General features: G+C 59.8%; 11 protein-coding genes, 1 tRNA gene, 1 pseudogene and 1 riboswitch. Of the genes and pseudogenes, 3 read left to right on the plus strand and 10 right to left on the minus strand.

Annotation, left to right across the window (positions count from 1 at the left end):
- Positions 1-44: 44 nt before the first annotated feature.
- Positions 45-890 (minus strand): dioxygenase family protein, encoded by an 846-nt coding sequence (locus V1283_RS27130; protein WP_334393188.1) that lies wholly within the window; start codon positions 888-890, stop codon positions 45-47.
- 184 nt (positions 891-1,074) lie between these two features.
- Here V1283_RS27130 and V1283_RS27135 point away from each other — a divergent pair, with 184 nt between their 5' ends.
- The gene (locus V1283_RS27135; protein ID WP_334389630.1) at positions 1,075-2,103 is read left to right on the plus strand and encodes a LacI family DNA-binding transcriptional regulator; all 1,029 of its coding nucleotides are present in this window, start codon (positions 1,075-1,077) and stop codon (positions 2,101-2,103) included.
- A gap of 26 nt (positions 2,104-2,129) precedes the next feature.
- On the opposite strand, the gene V1283_RS27140 is transcribed toward V1283_RS27135, so the two are convergent.
- The 3 genes from V1283_RS27140 to V1283_RS27150 form a co-directional block, all read right to left on the minus strand.
- Complete coding sequence (locus V1283_RS27140; RefSeq protein WP_334389631.1) at positions 2,130-3,056, minus strand: LysR family transcriptional regulator; 927 nt, start codon at positions 3,054-3,056, stop codon at positions 2,130-2,132.
- A gap of 93 nt (positions 3,057-3,149) precedes the next feature.
- Complete coding sequence (locus tag V1283_RS27145) at positions 3,150-4,598, minus strand: catalase (RefSeq protein WP_334389632.1); 1,449 nt, start codon at positions 4,596-4,598, stop codon at positions 3,150-3,152.
- Positions 4,599-4,674: 76 nt separating this feature from the next.
- Positions 4,675-5,316: an HD domain-containing protein gene (locus V1283_RS27150; protein ID WP_334389633.1), complete on the minus strand. Its 642-nt coding sequence runs from the start codon at positions 5,314-5,316 to the stop codon at positions 4,675-4,677.
- A gap of 220 nt (positions 5,317-5,536) precedes the next feature.
- Here V1283_RS27150 and V1283_RS27155 point away from each other — a divergent pair, with 220 nt between their 5' ends.
- Positions 5,537-6,523, plus strand: coding sequence for a GlxA family transcriptional regulator (locus tag V1283_RS27155; protein WP_334389634.1), 987 nt, complete (start codon positions 5,537-5,539; stop codon positions 6,521-6,523).
- 343 nt (positions 6,524-6,866) lie between these two features.
- On the opposite strand, the pseudogene V1283_RS27160 reads toward V1283_RS27155, so the two are convergent.
- The 6 genes and pseudogenes from V1283_RS27160 to V1283_RS27185 all read right to left on the minus strand — a co-directional run bounded on the left by V1283_RS27160 (position 6,867) and on the right by V1283_RS27185 (position 14,664).
- Positions 6,867-10,419: pseudogene (locus V1283_RS27160) on the minus strand (5-oxoprolinase/urea amidolyase family protein).
- 4 nt (positions 10,420-10,423) lie between these two features.
- Positions 10,424-11,065: an urea amidolyase associated protein UAAP2 gene (locus V1283_RS27165; protein ID WP_334389636.1), complete on the minus strand. Its 642-nt coding sequence runs from the start codon at positions 11,063-11,065 to the stop codon at positions 10,424-10,426.
- Positions 11,066-11,067: 2 nt separating this feature from the next.
- Positions 11,068-11,907, minus strand: coding sequence for an urea amidolyase associated protein UAAP1 (locus V1283_RS27170; protein WP_334389637.1), 840 nt, complete (start codon positions 11,905-11,907; stop codon positions 11,068-11,070).
- Between the two features lie 40 nt (positions 11,908-11,947).
- Positions 11,948-12,739 carry an ABC transporter ATP-binding protein gene (locus V1283_RS27175; RefSeq protein ID WP_334389638.1) on the minus strand — a complete coding sequence of 264 codons (792 nt, stop codon included), beginning with the start codon at positions 12,737-12,739 and terminating at the stop codon, positions 11,948-11,950.
- Complete coding sequence (locus V1283_RS27180) at positions 12,736-13,554, minus strand: ABC transporter permease (protein WP_334389639.1); 819 nt, start codon at positions 13,552-13,554, stop codon at positions 12,736-12,738. The genes V1283_RS27175 and V1283_RS27180 overlap by 4 nt, the downstream gene beginning before the upstream one ends.
- A 36-nt stretch (positions 13,555-13,590) precedes the next feature.
- The gene (locus tag V1283_RS27185) at positions 13,591-14,664 is read right to left on the minus strand and encodes a putative urea ABC transporter substrate-binding protein (RefSeq protein WP_334389642.1); all 1,074 of its coding nucleotides are present in this window, start codon (positions 14,662-14,664) and stop codon (positions 13,591-13,593) included.
- 77 nt (positions 14,665-14,741) lie between these two features.
- Positions 14,742-14,854, minus strand: a riboswitch (guanidine-I (ykkC/yxkD leader).
- Between the two features lie 708 nt (positions 14,855-15,562).
- On the opposite strand from V1283_RS27185, the gene V1283_RS27190 reads away from it, so the two are divergent.
- A tRNA-Met gene (locus tag V1283_RS27190) sits at positions 15,563-15,630 on the plus strand.
- Positions 15,631-16,095 lie beyond the last annotated feature (465 nt).

A 16,095-nucleotide genomic window follows, 5' to 3' on the forward strand; every position in this document is an offset into this window, starting at 1 on the left:
AAGGACAATTTTGTTCTGCAGGTTTGATGATATTGTCATGGGTCCTACTTGATCGGCGGTTGGGGAAGCACGGCTTCACCCGGTTCCATTACGAAGCGATGCTCCAGCGTGTACCAGGGCGCAGAGACGCCATCGGCCGGGGGCGTGCCGTTGTCGTGCCGGCGATAGTCGCCGATCAGGGCGCGGGTTACGCCAAACACCACGTCGCTTTCGAGATGAGTGTCGTCATCGACGAAGATTTGCGTGATCAGCGTCTTGTAGCCATGCTTGAAACCGAGGAAATGGAGGTGCGCGGGCCGGTACGGATGCCGGCTCTGCGCACGCAGCATGTCGCCGACCGGCCCGTCGGTCGGAACGGGGTAGCCGGCCGGTTTCACCGAGCGGAATCCGAAGCGGCCCGCAGCATCGGTGGTAAACTTGCCGCGAAGGTTCATATCGGCCTGCGTCTCGTCCTGGTTTTCGTAGAGACCGATCGGTGACGACTGCCACACGTCGACCTCGACGCCGGCAATCGGTTTGCCGGAGGCCTCGATAAATTCGCAGGTCACGAACAGTTCGGGCCCGGGCGTGGGCGACCGAACGATCGTTCCACCATTGTCGGTTCGGGGAGAGCTCGCGCGCCAGAACGGTCCAAGCAAGGCGGCGGAGGTTTCGGTCGCGCCTGCATTGCCATTGTTCAGCAGGCAAACAAGCGTCGACAGACCAATCGCATCGGCAAACAGGATCCCCTCGTTGTGACTGTCGTTCGTGGCCTGCCCGATCCGGTTGAGAAAATCGATGCCGAACTCGAATTCGCGCTCGGTTAATTTCACTTCGCTCGCGAAGGCATGCACGTGCCGCACGAAGGCCTCCGCGACCTGCCGAATCCGCGGATTGCTAGCGGTCTCCATAGCTCGGATGACCGCTGGCGTGACATCGCCAAGGCTTCCGACGATGCCCGCCGGCAGCCCACTGGATGGTTGCTCCCGAGCTTCAATTTTCATCAAATCCTCCTATGCAATCGATTGCAGTTTCGTATGCAATCGATTGCATAGAGTCAAATTCTTCTTTATAACGTTCCGGTGAGATCAAGATATGCTTCGGAAAACACAGGGAAATCGATCACCGTCAATCAAGGAAATCGCCGAGGAAATCGGCGTGCATCCCTCGACGGTTTCGCGCGCACTCGATCCCCGCAAGCGGCATCTGGTCGGCGACGAGGTCGCCCAGCGGATTATTTCGCGGTCGCAATCGCTCGGCTACCGACCCAATCATCTCGCGGCAGGCCTTAGGCGCGGGCGAACTCAGCTCATTGGGATATTGCTGCCCGATATTACCAACCCCGTATTCGCGCCGATCCTTGCCGGCATCGCTGAAGTGCTTTCGAAGGAAGGATTGGCCCCGATCGTGGCGGATGCCGGTAACGACGCCTCGCAACAAATTGCGTTCGTCGACCGCCTCCTCAATCAGCGCGTCGATGGCTTGATCCTCGCTACCGTCTCGCGCGATGATGCGCTGGTCGGCCATTGCCTGGAACGCGGATTGCCCGTGGTACTCGTCAACCGCTCCGAGGCATCTGACCGCGTTCCCTCGGTCGTTTCGGATGACGCAAAGGGAATGGCGCTGGCGGTCGATCATCTGGTTTCGAACGGTCATCGCGCTATTGCGCACATTGCCGGACCGCTCGACACGTCGACCGGCCTGCTTCGGCGTGACGGCTTCGTTCAGGCCATGGCACAGCACGGCCTGACCGGAGCCATCGAGCAAGCCGCGCTTTATTCCCGCGAGGCCGGCGAAGCGGCGGCACACGCCCTGCTCGGTAGTCACCACGTATCGGCGATCGTCGCCGCCAACGACTTGCTGGCGCTTGGTGTACTAATCGCGCTGCGGCAGTTAGGCCAAAACTGCCCAGAGGGAATTTCCGTCATTGGCCATAACGACATGCCACTGATGGATGTGGTATCACCTCCGCTGACGACGATACGAATCGAGCATCGGGACATGGGCCGTAACGCTGCGCGGCTGCTGCTCGATGCCCTCGAACAGCGCGATACTACCCCCCGGCACATCGTGCTGCCACCCAAGCTCGTCGTGCGCGGATCAACCGCACCAATGGTCGGCTGATCGAAGACTAGCGCTCACCAGCGGTGTCACGGCAACCCATGGGTCTCCCGCCCTTCGATGAAGGCGCGCCGCCTGCCGATTGCCTCCATGCAATGCGCCATGAACGCGCACACCCGTCCCGACTTGCGGATGTCGGGATGGGTCAGGATCCACAGTTCGTCGCTGATATCAGGCTCCACAACGCTAACGCGCATGAGTTGGTGCGAAAGATCGCCGTGCATGCAGGGCAAGAAGCCAATACCCATCCCGGCAGCGATCGCCACCGCCATGCCGGCGACAGAGTCGCTTCGGTAACCGATCCTCTCGCGGGACACACGCTCCTCGACGAATTTGAACGCCTTGAGGCCCGACAGCCCACTTCCGTACGAGGCCCATTGGCGCTCATAGAGGTCGGCAGGATCAGGCCGCCCTCCGGCAAATTCTGACCTGCGGCCGTAGGCAGCCCATGCAACGTTTGCGACCTTCCGACCGAAAAGATTATCCGGCGGCGCCGCGGTCGAAGCGCGGAAGGCAATGTCCGATTCCCCACGCGCAAGGTTCAGCAAATTATTGCCGACGACTACCTCGACCCTGACGGCCGGATTGAGCGTTTTGAATTCCGCAACGATCGGTGTCAGAAAATCGAGCAGCAGCGCGTCACTGGTCGCCACGCGCAGGTCACCCGTGTGGCCCTGGACAGGCCCCGAGACGCGTCGCGCCACGCTGACGATATCAAGTTCGACGCGTTCAGCGAGCGCAATTAATTCTGCACCGGCCGCAGTCGGCAAATAGCCGGTGCGGCGGCGATCAAAGAGCGCCACACCTAGTGTCTGCTCGAGCCGCAAGAGGCGTCGGGATATCGTTGAATTGTTGACGGAGAGCAATGTTGCGGCGGCGGAAAGGGCTCCGCTCTCGGCAATTGCTTTTATGATGCGCAAATCATCCCAGGAAAGCTTGTCGAAAGGATCGTTCAATGTGCGCCTCCGATTGCCGAACCCGGGCGAGCGGGCGAGGAACACCCCTCGCCCGACCTTAGCCGACGGAACCGGCGTTGAGCAAATGCCCAGCTAACGCTCGACCCGCAGCGCCCTGGCAACGCCTGCACCGTATGCCGGATCGGCCTTGGCGCAATTGTCGACATGGCGTTGCTTCACTTCGAGGCGCGCATCGCCCATGGCGCGCGCCGTGTTATCGAACAGAAGCTGTTGTTGCGCTGGCGACATCATCCGGAACAGGTTGCCCGGTTGCTCGAAATGATCTTCGTCGACGCGATGATCAAAATGCGCGGCGTCGCCTTCCAGTTTGAGCGGCGGTTCCATCAACTCGGGGGCATCTCCAATCCAGGCGTCCTTCGAATTCGGCCAGTAGGTCGGTTTGCTGCTGGCGTTGCCGTCTGTACGCATCTTGCCGTCGCGATGGTAGCTGTGCACCGGGCAGCGAGGCGCATTGACCGGAATGTGATTGAAGTTGACGCCAAGCCGATAGCGCTGGGTGTCTCCATAGGAGAAGAGCCGCGCCTGGAGCATTCTGTCGGGCGAAAACCCAATCCCGGGAACGATGTTCGCCGGCGAGAAGGCAGCCTGCTCCACTTCCGCAAAATAATTCTCTGGATAGCGGTTCAGCTCCATCTCACCGACTTCGATCAGCGGATAGTCAGCTTTCGGCCAGACCTTGGTGAGGTCGAACGGATTATGCTTGTGACTATGGGACTGTGCCTCCGTCATGACCTGGATGAACAGCGTCCATTTCGGAAAATTGCCGCTGTCGATAGCTTCGAGCAAATCACGGCCGTGAGTTTCACGATCGCCCGCTACGCGTGCGGCCGCGTCCTGGTCGGAGAGGTTCTTGATTCCCTGTTTGGTGCGAAAGTGGAACTTGACCCAGACTCGCTCATTGGACGCGTTGACCATCGAAAAAGTGTGGCTGCCGAAGCCGTGCATGTGTCGGAAGCTCTTCGGTATTCCACGATCCGACATCACTATCGTCACCTGGTGCAACGCCTCGGGCAAGAGCGACCAGAAGTCCCAGTTGTTGTCGGCCGAACGCAAACCCGTACGTGGATCGCGCTTGATGGCGTGGTTCAGGTCGGGGAACCGCATCGGATCGCGGAAGAGGAAGACCGGAGTATTGTTGCCGACAATGTCCCAGTTGCCTTCTTCGGTGTAGAACTTGACTGCAAAGCCGCGGATGTCGCGTTCGGCGTCCGCCGCTCCGCGCTCGCCGGCGACAGTCGAGAAACGCACGAACAGGTCGGTCGCCTTACCAATCCTGGAAAAGATCTTGGCCTTGGTAAAGCGGGTGATATCGTGCGTCACCGTAAACTTGCCGTAGGCCCCCCAACCCTTCGCATGCATCCGGCGCTCTGGGATCACCTCCCGGTCGAAATGCGCCATTTTCTCAATGAGCCAGATGTCCTGGAGCAGCGCGGGCCCCCGTGGTCCGGCCGTCATCGTGTTCAGATTGTCGACGACCGGCGTTCCGGTCGCATGAGTCATTGGGGGACGGGTGTCAGTCATGATCTATAGCATTCCATAGTTGAAAAACGGCCGATGTCGATTGTTGCAGTTGCGCGTATAGACTTGGTTCTCGATGCTAGATCGGCCACGCCGAACCCAGGATGATCGAACAGAAGTTCTGGCGGGTGTAGTTCATGTCCTTGAGCGCCAGCACGTCGGCCTTGACATTGCCAAACGTCGTCAGGGGTTTCTTGATGATGCCTTGGGCGAAGTGATCGATGATGTTCTCCTTGAAGTTCGCCTCACGCGGATGATGGGCACAGACGTGATCGCGCTGCTCATGCGTGAAGTCATGATAGGCGATCCCCAGCACATCCATCTCGACGCCTGCGGTAACGAGTGCGATCGTCGGCCGCATATGCTCGGGGATACCCGGCGTCGTGTGCAGCGCGATTGCCGTCCAAACATCCTCGATGTCGCGCTGGGGCACACCGTAGCTCTTGAGGAAGTCGCGTGCGGTATTGGCACCGTCGACCTCGAAACGCAGATCGGGGCTCGAATGCGCTTCAATCAGTCCCATGTCGTGAAACATCGCGCCCATGTAGAGCAATTCTGGATCGTACTGCAGACCCTTCCTTTCACCAGTCAACGCACCCCAGAAAAACACCCTCCGGCTGTGATTATAGAGCAGATCGTCCTCGGTATCACGGACGAGCTGCGTGGCGGCCCGGGCCATGGCGCTGTCGGGAACACGGATACCAGCGATAAACTCATTCATCAGAGCATTCCTTCGGTTATGCGCGCCGGACCCGCATGATACGGATGATGGGACCCCGAACGACGCTGGAAAGTGGGTCGCACTGCTCGAGGAACTGACGCGGAAATGACGGCGATCCAGCAGTTTTATGGCGACTTCGGTCTGTGACCGCACTAACGCTTGCCCGTCGGATCAGGCCAATGGCACACCATTTCGTGCCAACATCTATGGAAGGACGAAAATGGTCGGCCAGAAGATAGGTATCGTCATTCACGAGGACGTGCAGGCCCTTGATGTGGCCGGACCAGTCGACGTCTTCGCCGAGGCCAACGGCTTTCTCGCGGAGGATGTACGGTACGAAACGGTACTCATTGCCGCCGATCACAAGCCGGTTCGAGCTTCGAACAAGATGCGGTTGCTCCCCGACTTGAGTTTCGCGGAAGCGACGGGCGGTTTCGATATGCTGTTCGTCGCAGGCGGCCCGGCGCTTCCGGACGCCGAAGCAGATCCACTCCTAACGGAGTGGCTGGGCGAAGCACCTTGGCGCGCCAGCATCTACGGGTCGATCTGTACTGGCGCCTTTGCGCTCGGCAATGCCGGGCTCCTCGATGACAGGCGAGCAACGACGCATTGGCAGAATGCCGCGCAACTTGCGATGCGTTTCCCGAAAGCGTATGTCGAACCGGATCTGATCTCTGTGCGCGATGGTCGGTTGGTTACGTCGGCCGGAGTGACCGCGGGCATTGATCTCGCGCTTGCCCTTGTCGGCGAACGTCACGGCCCTGCGGTCGCTGTGGCGGTCGCCAAGCGCCTGGTCGTCGTGGCTCAGCGGCAAGGCGGGCAATCGCAGTTCAGTCCGTACCTTACGGCGCAAGCCGACCCTACTTCGCCAATCGCGCGCATCCAGGATCACGTTATGGCCCATATCGGAAGGCGCCATACGCTTGGGTCTCTCGCAAACTTGGTTGGCATGAGCACGCGCAACCTTGCCCGCCATTTTGTTCTGGAGACGGCGATCACGCCGCACGAGTTTGTCGAACGGGCTCGTGTCGACGCGGCGCGCATGCGGTTGGAAGGCAGTAAACAGCCTCTCAAGTCCGTCGCCTATGACTGCGGATTCGGCACGGCGGACAGGATGCGCGTCGTGTTCAGCGAGCGCCTGGGCGTGACACCGGCCCAGTATCGCGCGAGCTTCCGGCGTTCCGAAAACGGCGGTGCGGATCCATGATTGGAACTTTTCCATACTGAGTTGGGACGGACGGGTGCCGAACCGGATCCGTTTGCAGCGGCGCAGGCCGCTTTGATGGCCGGGGTCGAATCCGTGCTTCAATGCCCGGAGCACGTCAACGAACGCCGATTTACCCTCCCGAGACGCGCAGACGGAGAATTTCGACGAAGGCCGCCAGTTCGAGTAAGGCCTTTTCGCGCGATTGTCGCCGATCCGGTCGTGCATCGCGCCCAGATAGAAGTCGGCGAGCAACTGCAAGTCACTAGTTGCCCCAAGACGCTCGTCCGCTTCGCACCGAAAGTAGCCCTAGCTATCATCCGCCCCGATCGTCGCCAACTGCCTTTTAGAGGGAGTCGATCACTGCCACAACGTCGCCTGCGCGCAATGTCTGCCCGGGCTTGATGCGGATAGATATTACGCGACCGGCGACGGGAGCCTGTATGTTAATTTCCATCTTCATCGACTCGATGATCGCAAGCGAATCGCCCGCCGCAACATCTGCGCCTTCATCCACCAGAATTTTCCAGACGTTGCCTGGCACCTCCGAAAATGCGCCTGTGTTGCCGTCTGGAATATCTTCGGCATCAGCGCCTGCGCCTACTCCAGTATCGTCCGGCACCTCATCGATACGCAGATCCTTCCAGCGTTGACGTTCTGCCTCAAAGGCCGCTTGCTGCCGCTGCTTGAACGTCGCAATGTTGTCGCGGTCACGGGCCAGACCCTTGGCATAGTCAGCGTAGGAAAATTCGCTCTCTACGATCTTTAGCGGATAGGCGCCGTGCGGAAACGCCGCGCGGGCCTCCCGCAATTCCTCCGCACTGACGGGAAAGAAGCGAATCTCGTCGAAGAATCGCAGCAGCCATGGATGCCCCGGCTCAAACACCGGCGTGGTTCGCCATGTATTCCACATTTGAATCGTACGACCGAACAATTGATAGCCGCCCGGCCCCTCCATGCCATAGATACACATATAGGCCCCGCCGATGCCCACGGCATTTTCCGGCGTCCAGGTGCGCGCCGGATTGTATTTCGTTGTGACAAGCCGATGACGCGGATCGACGGGCGTTGCCACTGGCGCACCAAGGTAAACATCGCCCAGGCCGAGCACGAGATAACTGGCATCGAACACGATCCGCTTAACATCGTCCTCACTATCCAGGCCGTTTATGCGCCTGATGAACTCGATGTTCGATGGACACCACGGAGCGTCGGCACGCACCAGTTCTTGATACTTTTGCATCGCCATTACGACCTGCGGATCGTTCCACGACAGTGGCAGATGCACGATGCGACTCGGCACTCTCATGGCATCGACCTGCGGCAGGCCTCGTTCAAGCTCCTGCAAAACATCAAGCAGGCGGCGGCGCGAAAGAACCTTGCTATCATAGTGAATTTGCAGCGATCGGATTCCAGGCGTGAGGTCGATGACGCCAGGCAGACCCACCTTGGCGACGGCTTCCGCCAGAACATGAACGCGAAGCCGCAGCGCGATGTCGAGTTCCATCGAACCATATTCGACGAGCAAGTTGTCGTCGCCTGCTCGCCTATAGATCACCGGGAGTGGCCCGTCATCGCTATGCCCAACAATGGCCGATCCGAGAGCCGGGTTTCCATTCAATGGCAGTGGCCCAGCAACCGGATCGTCTTTCCGGGTAGCGGCGACGAAACGAACGGCGTCGCCGGGCCGAAGCTGCCCAATTTTCCAGAGTTCGTCGCGCGCCACCACGACAGGACAAACGAAACCGCCGAGGCTAGGCCCGTCAGGGCCGAGAATGATCGGCATGTCACCGGTGAAATCGATTGATCCAACTGCATAGGCATTGTCGTGGATATTGGAAGGATGCAGCCCCGCCTCACCGCCGTCCGCCCGCGCCCATGCCGGCCTAGGCCCCGTCAACCGCACGCCAGTGCGCGCGCTGTTGAAATGCACCTCGTATTGCGCGGAGAACAATGTTGCGATGTCATCGTCGCGAAAGAAATCGGGCGCCCCATGCGGCCCGTAGATCACTCCAATCCCCCAGTTGCAGGTCAATACCGGGCGCTCAGTGGTTGTCAGGGAGCGCGGAGTCTTCAAAGCGTCAGTATTCTCAGCGATATGCAGCACGTCTCCTGCCTTCAGCGCGCCGGTGGCGTGGCCGCCGAACATGCCGAGCGTGAACACCGCGCGCGATCCGAAGATCTCGGGCGCATCGAATCCGCCGCGCACGGCGAGATAGCAGCGTTGGCCCGCGCCCTCGATTTTTCCGATCGCAAGCGTCTGCCCCGCCCGTATTACGACGGGTGAGCTATGCTCGACCGCGACACCGTCGAGCTTCGCCGACATCTGCGCACCGGCAAGGCCGATGGTGGCGTCCGCATTGAAGCGCAATGTCGGCCCGTTGACGGTCAATTCCAGTGCGGCTGTCGTCTCGGGGTTCCCGACGATGGTGTTGGCCAAGCGGAACGAACGCTCGTCCATCGGGCCACTCGGCGGAACGCCGACGTGCCACAGATGCAACCGGCCCGGCAATTCCTGCAAACCGGATTGCGCGCCGGGAGCCAGCACATCGACAGTCCGCGGGGAAAACACGAAATTGTTCAGCACATTGGTAGCGACGCGCCCGCTGCGGAAGACTTCCGAGCTGGCGATCGCGCGGAGATAGCCAAGGTTGGTTTCGATTCCAGCGACAGTTGCGCTGTCCAGCACGCTGACGAGCTTTTCTATCGCGTCCTTGCGCGTGTCCGCCGCGACAATCACCTTCGCCAACATGGGATCGTAAAACGGCGTGACCTCGATCCCGGTTTCGATCCAGCCGTCGACACGCGCATCATCCGGAAAATGAACACGGGTCAGGCGTCCGGCGCTGGGACGAAAACCAGCATTGGGATTCTCTGCGTAGACCCGCACCTCGATGGCCGCGCCCTTCGGCACAAGCGGACCCAATCCAACCAGTACATCTTCACCGGCGGCCTGCCGCACCATCCACTCTACGAGATCGATGCCGAACACGACTTCGGTCACCGGATGCTCGACCTGAAGCCGGGTGTTGACCTCAAGAAAATAGAAATCCTCGCGCTCGACGTCGTAGATGAATTCCACCGTGCCGGCCGACTCGTAGGCAACGCTCCCCGCCCAGCGCTACCGCTGCCTCATGTAGTCGCGCGCGCGTCTCATCGCTCAGGCCCGGCGCAGGTGTTTCCTCGATCACCTTTTGATTGCGCCGCTGCAGCGAGCAGTCGCGCTCGCCGAGCGCCACAACGTTGCCCTTGCCGTTGCCAAATATCTGGACCTCGATGTGCCGCGCCTCGGCGACAAACCGCTCCAGATAAACCCGCGCATCGCCGAAGCTCGCCCGTGCCGTCCGCTGCACGGTGGCAAAGCGTTCGCGGAGTGTATCCGCATCATAACAAAGCTGCATGCCGATGCCGCCGCCACCTGCGGTGCTTTTCAGCATCAACGGATACCCGACATTCTCGGCTTCAGCCAACGCCTCCTCGACGGTCTCGAGCAGTCCGGACCCGGGCAGAAGCGGAACGCGACTTAACCGCGCGATCTCGCGGGCCTTGTGTTTTAACCCGAACGCATCGAGATGCTCGGGACGCGGCCCGATGAACGCGATGCCCTGTTCGGCCAGTTTCTCGGCAAAACCGCGATTCTCCGAGAGAAACCCGTAACCCGGATGTACCGCTCGCGCGCCGGTCTTCAGACACGCAGCGATGATCGCATCGACGTTGAGGTAGCTCTCCGCGGCCGGCGCGGGACCGACTCGCACCGCCTCGTCCGCATCAAGCACAGGCCGAGTGAACCGATCGGCATCGGAAAAGACGGCAACCGACGCGATACCCATGCGGCGCAGTGTTCTGCCGATCCGCCCAGCGATTTCGCCGCGGTTGGCAATCAGGACTTTGCTGAACATGCGATCAGTCCTCTTGCGCTTCGAAGATCATGACCTGGATCGGCGTTGGAAAGAAGCCGTTGCAGGGATTGTTGATCTGCGGGCAATTGGAGATCAGGCACAGCACGTCCATCTCCGCGACCATTTCGACATAGTCACCGGGCTTTGAAACGCCGTCGACCACAGTGAAATTGCCGGACGGATCGATCGGCACGTTCATAAAGAAGTTTAGGTTCGGTACGATATCGCGCTTCGACATGCCGTGTTTCGCCGCTTCGATCAGGAAATTCTCGCGGCAGGCATGGAGATATTTCGTGCCGTGACCGAAACGAACGGTATTGCTCTCACACGAACAGGCGCCTGCAGACGTATCGTGCAAGCCGCAAGTATCAGCGGTGACGCGCAGCATGACGCGCGCCTCGTTGGACATGATGCGGGTGCCGGTGCTGACATAGGCGGAACCTTGCGCGCGCAAGGTGTCTTGGCCGCTGTAACGCTCCTGATAGTCGTCGGCGCTATAGAACAGCGTATCGACCGCCTGCTGGCCGTGGCTGTCGATGATGCGCAGTGTTTGTCCCTTGCGAATAACGAAAGACCACGGAGCGTTCGCGGGAATCTCCATGTCGACAACAACGCGTCCAGCGACGGGTACTGTATGAATCGACATGGTCACGCCTCCGCGCCGGAATTGAGGAAGAAGGCGTTGTTCTCGAAGGCGCGCGCGGCTTCCGCGCTTGCCGTGCGGCAAAGGTCGTCGTCTCCCACGCTTCCTGTGCGATAGCGTACGATCTCCGCATCGCCCGGCGCATAGGTCGGAGACGGGTCCAGCGGATGCGGACAATTGGACAACGCCACCAGCACATCCATCTCGGCGCGCAGGTCGATGAAATCGCCTGTTTGCCGGCGGCGTGGGTCCCACTGGAAGCGTCCTTCGGCGTCGACATACAGCGGCGCAAAGAAGCTGATGCACGGATGAACGTCGCGGCGGTCGAGGCCCAATTTCCCGGCCGCGAGAATGAAATTATCGTGCGTATTGCGAAGAGTCGTCGTGTGATAGCGGGCTTCGTTCGTTGCCGTTGTCGAACCGCCCGCAAGCGCGTCATGCGCGCCGCCGGTGGTGTCTTCCACAATACTGAACAGCACGCGGCCCATATCGGACAGGATAACGCGGCCCTTGCGCAGGTTGGCCGCCCATTGAACCTTGATAGTATCCGCATGATTCAACCGTTCGCTTGTATCGGCCGCGCTCCATGCCAGCAGACCGATGCTGGATGCGCCTTCGGTGGTGATAAGCCGAAGCGCCTCGCCGCAGTTGAGCCGCGTAGTCCAGTACCAGCCGCCGGGAATGATCTCCCGATGGATGATCGCCGACGCGACGATACCCGCACCATCGCGCGGTGTCGGCGGCGGCAGCGCACGCGGCGCGTGGCCCTGCCCCGCCGCCTTCAATTCCTCGTAGCGCTTTCTGTTGGCCGCGACTTCGGCCTGCTGCTCGTTGGTCAGGATCATGGTTTGCCCTTCTCAGACAGACACGCCGGGTCGTCCCGGCTCATGCTCCTTGTTTGGCCGGGTCGTCCCGGCCAGAGCGGAATGCTGGAAGCTGCCGCACCTCGGCAGTGCGGCGTGGAAAGATTTCGAGATCGCGCGAAATAGTGGCGCCGTAGCGCTCGCGTTCCTCGGGCCGGTTGCGGTTACGCTCGAATGCGATCACCCGTGTCGCCAGCCGGAAGGCTTCGCTGAGATCATGCGTAACCATGACCACCGTAAGTTCGGTCTCGTTCCACAGCCGCTTCATCAGCACATGGATGTCGGCACGAATGCCAGGGTCAAGCGCACCGAACGGCTCGTCGAGCAGAAGAATTTTGGGACCGCGCATGATCGCCTGCGCCAGCGCCAGCCGCTGCTGCATGCCGCCCGAGAGCGACGCCGGATACTTGCTTTCCTGCCCGGCTAATCCCACTTCGGCGAGCAAGGCCATCGCCTCGTCGACCGCGGCGCGGCGCGCGGCGCCGAACAAGCGGCTGGTGATCTTGGCATGCTGCAACTCACGTCCCAGCAGGACATTTTGCAGCACGGTCAGATGCGGAAAGACGGAGTAACGTTGGAACACCACGCCGCGGTCGGCATTGGGCTCAGGAGAGAGCGGGACACCATCCACAAGAATTTTCCCACGCGTCGGACTCTCCTCGCCGAGCAGCATGCGCAGAAACGTGGTCTTGCCGCATCCTGAGGGACCGACAAGCGCGAGAAATGCGCGCGGCTCGACGTCGAGCGTGATTTGTTCGAGCACGATGTGATCACCGTACTCCTTCCAGACATTGTCGAAGCGGATCCCGCTCATTCCGCCCTCACCGACGCGAACCAGGGAAACGCCTTGCGCTGGAGCAGGCGCAGTCCAGCATCCATCAGGAAGGCAAGAAGGGTGATCCAAATCACGTAAGGAATAATGATATCCATGGCGAGATAGCGCCGGACCAGAAAGATGCGATAGCCAAGTCCAGAATCGGAGGCGATGGCTTCGGCGGCTATCAAAAACAGCCACGCAGGTCCAAGCTGGAGCCGCAGCGAGTCGATCAATCGCGGCAGGATTTGCGGTGTCACCACGCGCAGCGCCATCTGCCATGTCGATGCGCCAAGCGTCTGCGCCTTGATCAGTTGCTCACGCGGCAGCTCCTGCACCTTCATCGCGAGATCGCGGATGATACAGGGCAACGTTCCGATCACGATCAGCGCGATCTTGGAGTTTTCACCGAGGCCCATAACGATGAACAGGATGGGAAGCAGCGCCAATGGCGGCACTATCGACATCACCGAAACAAACGGACCGAGCAACGCATTCGCGCCCGGCAACAGTCCGATCACAATTCCTAGAACCAGCGCGGCGACAGTCGAGATTGCCAGTGCTGAGACCAGTCGGCCGAGACTCGCGACCGTGTCGGATAGCATGAGATACGCGCCAGTACGCGTATCGGCCTGAAACGCCATCTGCTTCACTGCCTGCGCCATACTCGACAGCGCAGGCAACAACTTGTCATTCGGATTTTCTGCAAGCCTCGCATTCGAACCAAGGAGGTATGCGACCGCCAGCAACACGAACGGCAGTGCAGCGAGATAGAACCGCATCTGCCGGCCGGGCCGGATGTTTACAAGTCGCATGGCCGTGCTCCTGTCGAAGCTGCATCAACGCTGCGGTCAGAGCTTGCCCTTGGCTGCGGCGTCCATGTAGGTGGCATCGAAGCGCAGCTTCACATTGGTCTTGTCGCCAAGCACCGACTTGTCGCCAAGTTCGATGCCGACGGCGTCAACGGACTTCGCGCCCTTTCCGAGCAATTCCTTTTCGAAAAGGAACTTGCGCACGCGGTCCATCGTTGTCCCAACAGTCTTGCTCTTCGTGAAGGCTTCCGCGTCCGCGGGCTTGTCGAACAGTTTTGTCGATGCGAGCTGGCTGTCGAAGCCGGCGAGATCGGTGCCGGACGCCTTGGCCATGGCTTCCTTCGCCGCTTTGCCGTCAGCACCTGCCGCATTCATCTTGGTGATCGTCTCGTACCAGATGCCGACGAGCGCCTTGGCGAAGTCCGGATTTTCCTTCACCACCGCGGTATTGGCTACCATCAAGTCCATGATCTCGCCGGGAATCTGCGATGAATCGAACACCTTCTTCGCATCCTTTGCGCCGAGAATTTCGGATACGATGGGATTCCATGTCACCACCGCGGTCACTTCCGATGTCTTGTAAGCTGCCGCAAGATCCGCATCCGAGGTGTTGACAACCTTGATGTCCTTCTCGGCGAGCTTCTTGGTCTCAAGCGCGCGCGCCAACAGATAGTGCGAGACCGAGAACTCGACCAGATTGATCTTCTGGCCCTTGATAGCCGCAAGGTCGGACTTCCCCTTCAGGATGATCGCGTCGTTGCCGTTGGAGAAGTCACCCATGATGACGGCGGTGGTATCGACACCACCAGCCGCGGGAATCGACAGTGCATCCATATTGGTGATGGTTACTGCGTCGAAGGCGCCGGCGGTGTACTGGTTGATCGACTCGACGTAATCGTTGAACTGCTTCACTTCGATCGTGATGCCGTATTTGTCCGCCCACTTCTTCACGATGCCAGTATCCGCCGCATGGCCCCAAGGCATCCATCCGACATAGATCGACCACGCGATCCTGAAGTCCTTCTTCGGTGCTGCGCAGGCAATCGAGGTGAGCGCAGCCGTCAGTGCCGCGGCAACAACGACCGAGCGGAGAAAGGATGTGAGCCTGTTCATTGCAGATCCCTCTTGTAAAAAATTACAAAAAGGGAATGGCGATAGACCATCGCTCCGCCAATCCCTTGGCCAACGAGGTCTCCCGGGCTTTTGTCCCGCCGTGCACCTGTGGGGATGTCTCCCCCACAAGCGGCCGCTCTCGGACCAGCACCCTGCACTGTGCAAAGCCGGAACCCTAGCAACCAACTCAAGCCCATTAATGCAGAAGGCGTGCCAAAATGAAAACTCATTCAAACACAACGATTTTTGCGAAACGGGTGCTTTACGGGTTTTGCTACCCGAGCCCTGCCAAGAGGCAATTGCCTATTAACTGCGCACCCTGTGCACCTAATTGAACCTGTCTTTTGCGGCTCGGCCCGCGCACATTTGGTGATCTTCCTGTGCGCGAAAGGGATCTCCAGTGTGTTTGATCCGAAGCATATTGATCACATTGGTGCGCGGCCTGCATGGCCGGTTCGGCTTCTTACCAAAAGGCGATCGGAGGAATTCTCCAGCGCGCCCTACAAGCCCGCGTCAGAAAGCTAGGATTACAACTAGCGAATTCCTAACTGGCCAGCGCGCAACTATCTCGAACCAAGTGCCGTGAGTACCAACAACACCGTGGCAATAAAGGCGGTGCCCGCCGAGATCTGGGAGAGCTCAGGGCAGCCATCGCCGACCATGCGGCGGAAGGGCTGCACCGTGGCATTGTGAAGGTCCGATCCATGGCCAGCCGCCGGGTATCTCAGCATGAGCGTCGAAACACTATTGCGCGTGTACGGGCACCACCACCCGGACCACCTGAAGGATGCCGTCGCCAAGATGACGGCCAAGCCTACCGCCTCAGCTTCGCCTCAGAAACGAACCGAAAAGAAAAAACGAACGTCGTCAAAGTTCAATGAAAATAGATGCTTCTGCTGGGAATACAGCGAGTTTCCACCGCTCATAACGGTCTGGTTGCAGGTTCGAGTCCTGCCGGGCCCACCAATAAAATTGGGCGGCGTTTCTTGCACGGTTAGAAGTGTTTTTTTCGAACCGCCTCAGATACGCTGCACGTCTGCATACTCACTGCATGCGTGCACCCGAAAACCCGAGTGCACACGTATGACGAAGTTCACTCCTTGCATTCCGGAAACTGGCCGAAATCATTCATTTCTCCATTCACCTCGCAATGAAAACGCCAAGAACGACGCACGTTCAAGCGAAATTAAAATCAGCTTTGGCAGTGAGGGCGGCATTGATCAAACCCGGCCCGGGCAAATCATAGGTGCCACAGCGTTGGCGTAGTTCAGGGAACACCTCAATAGAACGTGAGCAACATGATGAAATTGGACCACACGGCTGGATCGGTCCGTGAGCGCGTTGGATCAGGAGCGCGTCCGGCACAGGACACCGCGCGATGCGACACCGGGCGATCGAAATGTCCATCTTTTTTTGGGCCAACGCGGGGCG

The sequence above is a fragment of the Bradyrhizobium sp. AZCC 2262 genome, assembly GCF_036924535.1.
In the GTDB taxonomy this organism is placed as follows: Bacteria; Pseudomonadota; Alphaproteobacteria; order Rhizobiales; family Xanthobacteraceae; genus Bradyrhizobium.

What these genes read in the sequence shown, in the direction of transcription:
- V1283_RS27170 (WP_334389637.1), bottom strand. Translation starts at nt 11,907, where the DNA reads ATGATCCTGACCAACGAGCAGCAGGCCGAAGTCGCGGCCAACAGAAAG.
- V1283_RS27155 (WP_334389634.1), top strand. Translation starts at nt 5,537, where the DNA reads ATGGTCGGCCAGAAGATAGGTATCGTCATTCACGAGGACGTGCAGGCC.
- V1283_RS27135 (WP_334389630.1), top strand. Translation starts at nt 1,075, where the DNA reads ATGCTTCGGAAAACACAGGGAAATCGATCACCGTCAATCAAGGAAATC.
- V1283_RS27185 (WP_334389642.1), bottom strand. Translation starts at nt 14,664, where the DNA reads ATGAACAGGCTCACATCCTTTCTCCGCTCGGTCGTTGTTGCCGCGGCA.
- V1283_RS27165 (WP_334389636.1), bottom strand. Translation starts at nt 11,065, where the DNA reads ATGTCGATTCATACAGTACCCGTCGCTGGACGCGTTGTTGTCGACATG.
- V1283_RS27145 (WP_334389632.1), bottom strand. Translation starts at nt 4,598, where the DNA reads ATGACTGACACCCGTCCCCCAATGACTCATGCGACCGGAACGCCGGTC.
- V1283_RS27175 (WP_334389638.1), bottom strand. Translation starts at nt 12,739, where the DNA reads ATGAGCGGGATCCGCTTCGACAATGTCTGGAAGGAGTACGGTGATCAC.
- V1283_RS27180 (WP_334389639.1), bottom strand. Translation starts at nt 13,554, where the DNA reads ATGCGACTTGTAAACATCCGGCCCGGCCGGCAGATGCGGTTCTATCTC.
- V1283_RS27150 (WP_334389633.1), bottom strand. Translation starts at nt 5,316, where the DNA reads ATGAATGAGTTTATCGCTGGTATCCGTGTTCCCGACAGCGCCATGGCC.
- V1283_RS27130 (WP_334393188.1), bottom strand. Translation starts at nt 890, where the DNA reads ATGGAGACCGCTAGCAATCCGCGGATTCGGCAGGTCGCGGAGGCCTTC.